This window comes from Proteus sp. G2674 (genome assembly GCF_009915195.1).
In the GTDB taxonomy this organism is placed as follows: domain Bacteria; phylum Pseudomonadota; class Gammaproteobacteria; order Enterobacterales; family Enterobacteriaceae; genus Proteus; species Proteus mirabilis.
The window spans coordinates 40,330-52,038 of the sequence record NZ_JAABLS010000005.1 but is presented as its reverse complement, the minus strand read 5'-3'; the positions used below and the strand labels follow the sequence as shown (position 1 = coordinate 52,038).

The window sequence follows — 11,709 nt, the reverse complement described above, 5'->3', positions numbered from 1 at the left end:
TTGAGAAAAATTCTCAATAAAAAGCTTTACAAACGCTAATGATAAAGATTATCATCCGTATTGTCCTTTGGCGATAGAGGTTTTTCGCACAAGGGCACGACATTGCTCACATTGCTTCCAGTATTATTTTACTAGCCAGCTCGGGTGCTGGCTTTTTTTTTTTGTCTGTATTTAATTCTGTCTTTGCTCATCTTATTTACAAAACTAGACCGACAATTTTATGTGATGTTTTTTTATTAATCCGCGTAATTGATCATAGCTCAATGCTAATTTTTCTGCCGCCATCTTCTGGTTATAACGACTCTCTTTCAATGCTTGCTCTAATAAGTTTTTTTCTGTGCTATGTTGCCACTGGCGTAAATCTAGCGGTAATGGCGGTAATGAAAAGATCATCTCCTTTTGAGGCTGAGGTTGCTCAGCTATGGTTGAAGACGAAAAGCGCGCAAAAGGGTTGATAATAATATTATCCAGTTCACGCTCACTGGTGCCATGGCGATAAACAGAACGTTCAACCACATTTTTTAGTTCGCGAATATTCCCCGGCCAACGGTAATCTAAAAGAATTTGGTGGGCATTGTCACTAAAACCGGGAAAAAAGGGCAACCCTAACTCTTGGCACATAGCAATCGCAAAGTTTTCAGCCAGTAGCATAATATCGGCTTTACGCTCTCTTAAAGGGGGCAGGCGAATTACGTCAAAGGCCAATCTATCCAGTAAATCAGCACGAAATTTACCCTCGTCCGCCATTGCCGGTAGATCTGCGTTAGTGGCACAGATAAGGCGCACATCGACATGCAGCGATTGACTACCTCCCACTCGTTCTAAATGGCCATACTCAATAACGCGTAGCAACTTTTCTTGCACCAGCATCGGTGCAGTGGCTAGCTCATCAAGAAAAAGAGAGCCGCCATCGGCACGTTCAAAACGTCCTTGATGGCGGTTTTTCGCTCCGGTAAATGCCCCCGCTTCATGACCAAACAGCTCTGAATCAAGCAAATTATCGTTTAATGCCGAACAGTTAATGGAAATAAATGGTCCTTGCCACCAAGGTGATAAATAGTGTAATCGATGGGCGATAAGCTCTTTACCTGTACCACGTTCACCAATAATCAATACTGGTTTTTTGAGTTGAGCGAGGGCTGAGGTTTGTTCTAAAACATCGATAAAATGACTATCAACACCAATTATTGTCTCTAAATTCTCTTGCATTGGTTAAAATCACCATATTGAGGTATTTCTCACCAGTCTATCAGTAGTGTAAAAAATAGGCGAGGAAAAATAAAATGTTATTTATTAATGTGTTAAGTTATTTTGAAAAGTTGGCACGCAAATTGTATTAACTATAGCAACTGGGCGTTATTGTTAATAACGCTATTTAATCAACACTCAAGGCTATTATTTATCATAGCTATTAAGGATAACATCATGGGTATATTTTCACGTTTTGCTGATATTATTAATGCCAACATCGCATCTTTGCTGGATAAAGCAGAAGATCCTGAAAAAATGATCCGCTTAATGATCCAAGAAATGGAAGACATGTTAGTTGAGATCAGAACAACTTCTGCACGCACGCTAGCAGAGAAAAAAAGCTTAGAGCGTCGTATTGAGCAAGCAGAAAAACAAATTAAAGATTGGCAAGATAAAGCGGAACTCGCGCTGATTAAAGATAAAGAAGATTTAGCACGTGCGGCGTTAATTGAAAAACAACGTGTTGCTTCAATGTGCGATACCTTAAAACACGAACTAATTATCATTGATGAAACATTAGATCGCCTCAAAGGTGAAATCAGTGAATTAGAAAATAAACTGACAGAAACGCGTGCTAAACAGCAATCATTAGTGGTTCGCCACCAAGCTGCAAACTCTTCACGTCAGGTTCGTCGTCAATTAGATAGCGGTAAAATGGATGCGGCAATGGCGCGCTTTGAACAATTTGAGCGTCGAATTGATCATATGGAAGGCGAAGCGCAAAGCTATGGATTAGGTAAAGAAAAATCATTAGAACAACAGTTTGCTGAACTGAAAGCCGATGATGAAATTAGCGCGCAATTAGCGGCATTAAAAGCTAAAATCAATACTAATAAAGAGTAACAGCAAGCGTAATAACCATCTTATAAAGGATATGTAATGGGCTATATATTTCTGGGAATACCACTGACAATTTTTGTGTTATTTATTCTTCCTATTTGGTTATGGTTGCACTATAACAGCCAAAAAGGGGGAGGGAAGGTTCAGTTAACCCAACAAGAAATGCAGCGACTGAGCGCGCTGGTGGATAAAGCTCAGCAAATGCAGGAACGCATTAAGACATTAGAAGATATTCTTGATGCAGAACATCCTAACTGGAGGCAATCATAATGACGATGCAGAGCAAATCATTGTATCGCTTGCCACAAGAAGGCATGATCCGTGGCGTATGTGCTGGGCTTGCCCATTATTTTAATATTCCTGTGCTATTAGTCAGGGTTATTGCGGTGATTGCACTCTTTGCTGGTTTTTTTGGCTTAACCATTGTTGTTTATCTTGTTTTAAGTTTCTTTATGGAGCCTGCACCTGATAATTATAACCAACATCAGGAACAGCAAGAGGATTTAAAAGCTATTTTAAAAGAAGTGGATAGTCAATTAACAAAAGGTGAAAAACGTTTACAACAAATGGAACGTTATATTACTTCTTCGACTTATCAGCTCAATAAACGCTTTCAAGATTTATAATTTTCTTGCCACTTAATCTAATATGACGCTCCAATACTAGGAGCGTCTTTATTTGGATATAAACCATTTGCTTATTAAGGAGGAATGATGAATTCCACTTTGATACCGACAACCGTTAAAACAAATAAACTCACTAAATGGGCGAAAAAAGGGGTAACATTTGCTTTAATGTTATTAACTTTATTTGGGCCAGCCGCAATAACCGGCGGTATATTAAAACGTGTGAGTTATAAACCGTTACGTTGGTTGGTTCTATTGATAGCTGAGCCTATGATAAAAATGGGGCTAGATAAGTTATCGCGTCACGTGTCTTGGGAGAAACATGAAACGCTTACAAAATGAACTAACTGCACTGATTAATCGAGGCGTAGATAGGCATTTACGCCTCGCTGTTACAGGGTTAAGCCGCAGTGGTAAAACAGCTTTTATTACCTCTTTAGTCAATCAACTCACCAATGTACATAGTGGGGCGCGTTTACCTTTATTTTCTGCGGCACGCAACCAACAGTTATTAGGGGTTAAACGTATACCGCAACATAACTTAAGTATTCCACGCTTTACTTATGATGAAGCTATGGAGTCACTTTACCATACGCCTCCTAGCTGGCCTGTTCCCACTAAGGGGGTCAGTGAAATACGTTTGCAATTACGCTATCGCTCTCATGAGTCTTTAACGCGTTTTATAAAAGAGACTTCATCGCTCTATTTAGAAATTGTTGATTATCCCGGTGAATGGTTACTTGATTTACCTATGCTTGAGCAAGACTATTTTGAATGGTCTGAGCAGATGAATAGAATTAATCAACAACGAACGGCACCTGTGCAACAGTGGCAGTCGTTAATAAAAAAATGTGATCCCTTTGCCCCTGCTGATGAAACGCTGTTAGCCGAGATCGCCGCAGCTTATACTGAATACTTATTAGCCTGTAAAAAACAGGGACTACATTTTATTCAACCGGGACGCTTTGTTTTACCGGGGGAATTATCCGGTGCACCTGTTTTACAATTTTTCCCTTGGGCTGACTTAACGCAATACGATAGTGCTAAATTAAAAAATGCCGATAAAAAAACCAATATTGGTATGTTAAAAAAGCGCTATGAATATTATGGTCAACATATTGTAAAAGGATTTTATCGCGACCATTTTCAAGGGTTTGACAGACAAATTGTCTTAGTTGATTGCCTACAACCCCTAAATCAAGGTGTGGATGTTTTTAATGATATGAGACAAGCGCTCACACAATTAATGCGCAGCTTTCATTATGGCAAACGAACCTTATTAAGACGTTTATTCTCCCCCTGTATTGATAAACTGCTATTTGCAGCCACTAAGGCTGACCATATCACGCCAGATCAGCATGAAAATTTAGTCTCTTTGTTACAGCAACTTATTCAAGATGCGAAACAGAATGCTATTTTTGAAGGAATAAGCATTGATTGTATGGGGCTTGCTTCTATTGCTGCGACAGAAAGTGGCATTGTCGATCATCATGGTGAAAAAATTCCAGCCGTAAAAGGCTACCGACTAACGGATAATCAGCCGCTTGTTTATTTTCCTGGAGAAGTTCCTAAGAGATTGCCTGAAAAGGCATTTTGGCAAAAGCAAGGATTTAGTTTTGAATCTTTCCGGCCTCAACAAATATCGAGAGACAGTGCCGTTCCCCATATTCGTATGGATAGTGCCTTGGAGTTTTTATTAGGGGATAAGCTAAAATGAATGAGCCATTAAAATCACGTATTGATTTTAAACAATCAACCTTACAAAACGAAGAAATCAGCTTAAAAAAAGGGCTTGATTTCAATCAAGATGAACAATTTGTTCCCTACAATCCGCAATTAGAGGCACAGGAAAATGAAGGGCGTTTAGAAGGTGAGATCCAATCGGCCCTAAAGCCTAGAAAAAGTTTATGGAAACGCTTAATAACAGTGGCGAGTACTATTTTAGGCGTTAGTGTTATTGCTCAAGCGGGACAGTGGATCTATCAATCATGGATAAATTCTGATTGGATTGCTTTAGGCGCAGCCAGTGCGGGAGGACTAATTGTTATTGCGGGTATGGGATCGGTAATTACTGAGTGGCGTCGTATTTATCGTTTACGGCAACGGGCTGACGAGCGTGATAAAGCGAGAGAATTACTCTATAGTCATGCAATAGGGAATGGGCGCCCTTTTTGTGAAGATTTAGCTAAACAAGCAGGGATTAATTCACAACATCCTGCTTATATTCGTTGGCAAAGTACATTACATGATACGCATAACGATAGAGAAATTTTAGAATTATATAGCCAATTAGTACAACCGATTTTAGATAAGCAAGCACGGGCTGAAATTAGTCGTTCTGCTGCGGAATCAACCCTTATGATTGCAGTAAGTCCATTAGCAATGGTGGATATGGCGTTTATTGGTTGGCGAAATATTCGGTTAATTAATCGTATTGCACAAATATATGGTATTGAACTTGGTTACTATAGCCGACTAAAGCTATTTCGCTTGGTACTCGTCAATATTGCGTTTGCTGGGGCGACTGAATTAGTGAGAGAAGTGGGAATGGATTGGCTTTCACAAGATTTGGCTGCTCGGTTATCCACGCGTGCCGCTCAAGGCATTGGCGCTGGATTATTAACTGCCCGATTGGGAATTAAAGCAATGGAGTTATGCCGTCCATTACCCTGGATTGATAATAAGCCTAAATTGAGTGACTTTAGAAAAGAGCTTATCGGTCAATTAAAAAATACATTAGGTAATAAGAAGAAAGAGTGAGTTATCTATCAATATATTCTTGAATTCAATATAAATTGAATAGCCTCAACAATAAGTATTATTGTTGAGGTTTTTTTATCGCTAAATTAATTGTTAGTGTATATAAAAGTGATGTGTGTATGGGCAAGGAAATAATTTATTTCTATCAAAAAATATACATTTTATTGTTGTAAAGTTAGTTGGTATTACATTGGTAAAAAATAGTTATAAGTAAAGATTAATAGCTTTAAGGTATTTAATTAACTTATTGTATTTATTTGATTTTATTTTTTTTAACATTTAGCTAACGTTTTTTCTTTTTTTGATAGTAAAGCTTATCTACTTTAGTATGATAAATAGCGTCAAGATAATATAAATGTATAACTGCCATGATGTTTAATATTAAATTATTAGCTGGTTAGTATTTTATATAATAGTGTTTTTATATTAGTTTATATCTAAAGTACGAGGAAAGAAAAATGAAGATTGAAATAATAAAAAAACTTTCAAAACAAAGACGCAAATTTTATATTGGTTCTTCTTTGAATATTACTCATATTAACCGTCAACTGGCCTTTTTAACGCCTATTTTGGATGATGCAATTGATAAAATAAAATATGCACAACAAAAGCAAGCTCTATTATCACCAATTAAAGAAACGGCACAGATCTTTGAGTATGTAAAAAACAATAATAAAAAGAAAGCAGCGATATATGCACTAGATTATCTCATTTTTTGTTTTTCTCATGGTTGTTGCACAATCAAAAAATTTATAAGAAGAGAACTTATGTTTTTATTGGAAAGGATCAAGCATTTTATCGCTTATGAGTTAAAAGAGATCATTCAACCTTCAACATTTTTCTGTTTTAATTTTTTAAAAGCGTTAAAAAAGCATTTATAATCAAAATATCACCTCTTTTGTGTAAAAATAAATGCCAATAGTGTCAACTTTTGCTGACAAAGCCCTTTATTTAATTGATATTAATGTATAATATCAGCAATTAGTTCAGGGGCACTCAGTATTAAGAAGGTTTAAAATGCGCTTAGAAGTTACCTGTAAAGATCGCATCGGGTTAACCCGCGAATTACTCGATCTGCTTGTATTAAAAAATATCGATTTGCGTGGAATTGAAATCTTTCCTATTGGTCTTATTTATCTAAATTTTTCGCAAATCGATTTTAATATATTTCAACCTTTAATGGCTGAAATCAGAAGAATTGAGGGGGTTATCGATGTTCGTACTGTGGCTTTTATGCCATCAGAGCAAGAGCATCGAGCTATGTGGACACTATTAGAATCAGTACCTGTCCCTGTCTTTTCTATTAATACTAAAGGTCAAATTAAGTTATTAAACCCAGCTACACGACATCTGTTTGAATTAGATGAAAATGATAAAAATGAAAAATCTTTTAACCAACTGATACCTAACTTTAATATCCATCGCTGGTTAGAACAAAAAGATCCTCATGCTGAAATTATCTCCATCAAATTAAAAAAACAACATTTTGATATGGAGATTGTGCCAATAAAACTGACTGATGATAATCAGTTTAATCATTGTGTTGGTGCGCTTATTTTATTGAAATATCGCGGAATAATTCATGAGCATCCGAAATTAATTGTTAATGATAATTCGGGGTTTGAACAAGTTATTGCTGTTAGCACCCCTATGAAACAATTAGTTGAACGCGCTAAGAAAATGGCAAAAATGGATGATCCTTTATTATTAGTGGGGGATACGGGGACGGGCAAAGATCTATTTGCTAAAGCTTGCCACTTATTAAGTCCTCGAGCCAGAGAGCCATTTTTAGGTCTTAACTGTGCCTCTATGCCTGATGATGTGGTTGAAAGTGAGTTATTTGGTTATGCGGCAGGTGCATATCCTAATGCTATCGAAGGTAAAAAAGGCTTTTTTGAACAAGCCAATCGAGGCACTGTTTTGCTGGATGAAATTGGCGAAATGTCGCCACAAATGCAAATTAAACTCCTGCGTTTTTTAAATGATGGTACTTTCCGTCGTGTTGGTGAAGAGCACGAAGTTAAAGTTGATGTTCGAATAATTTGTGCAACACAAAAAAACTTATGGGAATTAGTACAAAAAGGGCTATTTAGGGAAGATCTCTACTATCGACTTAATGTATTGACATTAACTCTACCACCGTTGCGGGAAAGAAAAGCGGATATCATGCCGTTAGCACTGCATTTTATTAATCAATATTGTTTAGAGCAGAAAGCATCAAAACCTGTTATTTCCCCTGATTTATCTGCTTATTTAGTACAATATGGCTGGCCCGGTAATGTTCGTCAATTAAGAAACACAATTTATCAAGCCATGGCTCAGTTAGTAGGCAATACATTGCGACCTCAAGATATCGCCTTGCCTGAGCATACTGCGGATACTTTATTTGATGAAGATTTGCTTGAAGGCTCGCTAGATGAAATGACTAAGCGATTTGAAGCTTCTATTTTAAGGCGTTTATATCGTGATTATCCAAGTACACGTAAACTGGCTAAACGTTTAGGTATTTCTCATACCGCGATCGCAAATAAATTACGTGAATATGATTTAACAAGTAAAAAAGCGGATAAAACAGAGAAGTAATATTATATTACAATGTGTTAATGGTTTTTATTTAAATAAACGGGCTATATTAGTAGCCCGTTTGTTTTTTACATTACTCGGTATGAATAACGTTATTGTCAATTATTTTAGTACAGCTAATGCTGCGTCATAATTAGGTTCAGTGGTGATTTCATCAACTAATTGGGTGTAGATAACGTTGTTACTTTCATCAAGTACAATCACAGCACGGCTAGTTAATCCCGCTAAAGGACCTGACGTAATCGCGACACCGTAGTTTTCTTTAAATTCCGCACCACGCATTGTTGATAATGTGACAACATTATCTAAACCTTCAGCACCGCAAAAACGTGCTTGTGCAAAAGGTAAATCTGCTGAAATACACAGTACAACGGTATTATTTAATTCGTTGGCGACTTTATTAAATTGGCGAACACTCGCTGCACAAACACCAGTATCTACACTTGGGAAAATATTTAATACTTTACGTTTGCCGGCAAATTGCGCTAAAGAAACATCATTTAGATCTTTACCTACTAAAGAAAAATCGGCTGCCTTTTGGCCTACAGTGGGGAAGTTTCCAGCTAAAGTCACCGCATTACCTTGTAAAGTCACTTGATGTGCCATTGTTGTTCTCCTTTGTTACTTATTGAACTAACCATTATTAATACTAAATTATTAACGATAATATTCGTTAATGCGTAACCATGATTAAAATTTGTCTACATCTCTAAAATAAAAGAGTGAAAACGGTAAAATTGATAAAATTTTTGCAATCAGTGATTGTGCCTTTTTATCAGGCTTTTATAATTATTAAGTTAACTCGCTTATAGACTACAGGACGAAACAGACATGCGCAAAATATTCGTTATATCATGTGCACTTGTCGTTCAAGGATTGCTCATATCACAGGCTAATGCGGCAGTGGTGCCATCAGGAACGATACTCGACAAAAAACAGGAAGTAGTGCGACATTTAAAAGATGAACCCGCATCACTTGATCCCATTAATGCCGTAGGTTTAACGGAGGCTCAAGTTCAACGAGACTTATTTGAAGGATTAGTGATAGAAGATGAGCGAGGGCGTCCCATTCCTGGAGTGGCACAATCATGGCGAACAGAAGACAACCGGGTTTGGATTTTTACATTACGTGATAATGCTAAATGGTCAAATGGCGAAAAGGTGACGGCTTCTGACTTTGTTTATAGTTGGCAAAGATTAGTTGATCCAAAAAATCTTTCTCCTTTTGCTTGGTATGCAGCCCTAGCTTCTATTGAGAATGCCCAAAAAATTATTGATGGTAAATTAAAACCAACCGCGTTAGGTGTGGAAGCCATTGATGAAAAAACGTTAAAAGTTACCTTAGAACGACCTGTTCCTTATTTCCCTAGTTTAGCGACCAATTTTTCACTTTATCCTGTACCTAAACACACAATCGAAAAATATGGTTCAGAATGGATCAAAGTAGGTAATTTAGTCGGCAATGGGGCTTTTATACTAAAAGATCGCGTTGTGAATGAGAAAATTGTGTTAACGCCAAACCCTTACTATTGGGATCACCACAATACGGTGTTAACCAAAGTCACTTTTGTGCCTATTAATCATGAATCACAAGCGACTAAACGTTATTTAGCTGGGGATATTGATATTACAGAGTCTTTTCCTAAACACTTATATCACAAATTGATGAAAGATATTCCTGATCAAGTGTATATCCCTGAGCAGTTAGGTACTTACTATTATGCATTTAATACACAAGCAGGGCCTACCAAAGATATTCGGGTTCGCAAAGCGTTAGCTATGGCGATTGATAGAAAAATTATTACAGACAAAGTCCTTGGTACTGGAGAAAAATCAGCGAATCGCTTTACTCCTGATGTGACGGCTAATTTTACGCCGGAACCAACACTATATGATGAATACAGTCAGGATGAATTAGATAGCCAAGCAAAAATATTGTTATCAGCAGCCGGCTATGGTCCTCATAATCCTTTAACTCTTTCTCTGCTTTATAATAATTCAGAAAATCATCAAAAGATCGCCATTGCTGTCGCTTCTATGTGGAAGAAAAAGTTAGGCGTAAAGGTAAACTTACGCAATCAAGAGTGGAAAACTTATATTGATAGTCGTAATTCAGGTGATTTTGATGTGATAAGAGCGTCATGGATAGGCGATTACAATGAACCCTCCACATTCTTATCTTTATTAGGCTCTAAGCATGCTGGAAACATCCCAAAATATCAGAGCCAGCAATATGATGAGATTTTAGTCCAAGCCAATATGACGACAGATGAAGAGGAAAGAAATCGTCTCTATAATCGTGCAGAACAGGTTATTGCGGAAGAGGCGCCTATTGCCCCTATCTATCAGTATACTAATGGTCGTCTAATCAAACCTTGGCTAAAAGGTTATCCCATTGAGAATCCTGAAGATGTCGCTTATAGCCATATGCTGTATGTTATAAAGCATTAAATAAGTGTTACAGGCAATAAGATAAGAAAGCCAAAATATTAGCAAAGAGTACGTAATGATTATTGCGTACTTTTTTTTAGGGGAAGAGAGATAGAGAAAAAAAATCCCTCTGTTATGCAACAGAAGGAGACTCAAAAGGAATAAACATTGCAAAATTATGTTAATATAATTTTGCATGAATGTTTTGACTAATCGTGCAGTTGATGCAAAGTATAAATTTATACTTTTTATTTATAGGTATAACTACTTAATATAGCTTTATAATTATAATTTCAGTGGTCAGTAAACGTATTTTAACAACAAATAAAATTGATAAGATTATTTTTAACTTATGTTATCGTTTATTTATAAAACATTAAAAACGATAGCCTAGGGATAATTGGATACTATTTAGTCTAATATTATGTTTGTTTGACTCAGTATCTGAATGTAAATAGCCAAGATTAATGCCTACATTTTTTCTAAGGCTATAATCAATACCCGCTTGAAACATCACATTGGTGGTGTCGACGATAATGGTATCGGTTACCGCAACGCCTGAATAACTTTTATCAACTCGATATTTTAATTTTTTAGGCCCCATTTGGGCGTAGATAGCCAAAGAAGGTGTAATTCGATACGTTGGGCCTATTAACAACGCAGAAACCTTTGAATGTTCATCTTTTGTGCCTAGTTTAAGTGAGCTAGCGTCTATAAAATGGCTTTGATGTGTTGACTTGATATGCAGTAATGAAAGTAACATTCCCCAGTGAATATCGGATCCATAGTGATAACTTATTATTGCACCATTTGCTTTGTGGTTTTTTATTTTTCCATATATGTAACCGCCATAAATTGCCTGATTATTCTCAAAAGCATGTATTGATGTAGAGAAAGGTAAAATAAAGCTTATAAATAAAATAAGATTTTTTTTCATTATCGCGTATCTAATTTGTTGGAGATGGCGATATTTTTAGTGAGTTAATAACATATTTCAAGTTAATTTCTTTGGAATGATTCTTAAAAAAAACTAGCATTCTTATTGAGTTAAAAGAAATTATTTTGGTATTAATAGAAGGGTAATTACTATAATCTTAGATAATATAAGATATTTTATAAATAATCGTTATTATTATTGGATCTTATTTATAATTTATAGCTAAAGGAAAGCGTAATAATAGCGAAATAAACAATGGATCCGAAAATCCATTGTTTAGCT

Annotated in this window: 12 protein-coding genes; 9 read left to right on the top strand and 3 right to left on the bottom strand. The window is 36.3% G+C overall.

Translation table 11 applies throughout. From position 1 onward, the window contains the following. Positions 1-204: 204 nt before the first annotated feature. Positions 205-1,209 (bottom strand): phage shock protein operon transcriptional activator, encoded by a 1,005-nt coding sequence (gene pspF, locus GWI58_RS00700; protein WP_124725409.1) that lies wholly within the window; start codon positions 1,207-1,209, stop codon positions 205-207. Positions 1,210-1,425: 216 nt separating this feature from the next. Here pspF and pspA point away from each other — a divergent pair, with 216 nt between their 5' ends. The 8 genes from pspA (at position 1,426) to tyrR (ending at position 8,060) form a co-directional block, all read left to right on the top strand. After that, positions 1,426-2,094: a phage shock protein PspA gene (gene pspA / locus GWI58_RS00695; protein WP_017628083.1), complete on the top strand. Its 669-nt coding sequence runs from the start codon at positions 1,426-1,428 to the stop codon at positions 2,092-2,094. 36 nt (positions 2,095-2,130) lie between these two features. Further along, positions 2,131-2,361, top strand: a complete 231-nt coding sequence (gene pspB, locus GWI58_RS00690; protein ID WP_004243100.1) for an envelope stress response membrane protein PspB — start codon at positions 2,131-2,133, stop codon at positions 2,359-2,361. Next, positions 2,361-2,717 carry an envelope stress response membrane protein PspC gene (pspC, locus tag GWI58_RS00685; protein WP_004243099.1) on the top strand — a complete coding sequence of 119 codons (357 nt, stop codon included), beginning with the start codon at positions 2,361-2,363 and terminating at the stop codon, positions 2,715-2,717. Before pspB ends, pspC begins: the two co-directional genes overlap by 1 nt. A gap of 84 nt (positions 2,718-2,801) precedes the next feature. After that, complete coding sequence (gene pspD / locus GWI58_RS00680; RefSeq protein ID WP_004243098.1) at positions 2,802-3,059, top strand: phage shock protein PspD; 258 nt, start codon at positions 2,802-2,804, stop codon at positions 3,057-3,059. Beyond that, complete coding sequence (locus tag GWI58_RS00675; RefSeq protein ID WP_161768824.1) at positions 3,040-4,434, top strand: YcjX family protein; 1,395 nt, start codon at positions 3,040-3,042, stop codon at positions 4,432-4,434. The genes pspD and GWI58_RS00675 overlap by 20 nt, the downstream gene beginning before the upstream one ends. Continuing rightward, positions 4,431-5,477, top strand: a complete 1,047-nt coding sequence (locus GWI58_RS00670) for a YcjF family protein (protein ID WP_004243095.1) — start codon at positions 4,431-4,433, stop codon at positions 5,475-5,477. The genes GWI58_RS00675 and GWI58_RS00670 overlap by 4 nt, the downstream gene beginning before the upstream one ends. Positions 5,478-5,935: 458 nt before the next feature. Beyond that, entirely contained in the window at positions 5,936-6,358 is a 423-nt protein-coding gene (locus GWI58_RS00665) for a hypothetical protein (RefSeq protein WP_161768823.1), read from the top strand. A 136-nt stretch (positions 6,359-6,494) separates the two neighbouring features. Further along, a complete protein-coding gene (gene tyrR / locus GWI58_RS00660) occupies positions 6,495-8,060 on the top strand; it encodes a transcriptional regulator TyrR (RefSeq protein ID WP_004243093.1) in 1,566 nt (521 codons plus the stop codon). Between the two features lie 102 nt (positions 8,061-8,162). Here the strand turns inward: tyrR and tpx are convergent, their stop codons facing one another. Beyond that, entirely contained in the window at positions 8,163-8,666 is a 504-nt protein-coding gene (tpx, locus tag GWI58_RS00655; protein ID WP_004243092.1) for a thiol peroxidase, read from the bottom strand. A 225-nt stretch (positions 8,667-8,891) separates the two neighbouring features. On the opposite strand from tpx, the gene GWI58_RS00650 reads away from it, so the two are divergent. Then, on the top strand, positions 8,892-10,511 hold the full coding sequence (locus GWI58_RS00650) for a peptide ABC transporter substrate-binding protein (protein ID WP_004243091.1): 1,620 nt from the start codon (positions 8,892-8,894) through the stop codon (positions 10,509-10,511). A 355-nt stretch (positions 10,512-10,866) separates the two neighbouring features. Here the strand turns inward: GWI58_RS00650 and GWI58_RS00645 are convergent, their stop codons facing one another. Next, positions 10,867-11,427 carry an outer membrane beta-barrel protein gene (locus tag GWI58_RS00645; RefSeq protein ID WP_161768822.1) on the bottom strand — a complete coding sequence of 187 codons (561 nt, stop codon included), beginning with the start codon at positions 11,425-11,427 and terminating at the stop codon, positions 10,867-10,869. Positions 11,428-11,709 lie beyond the last annotated feature (282 nt).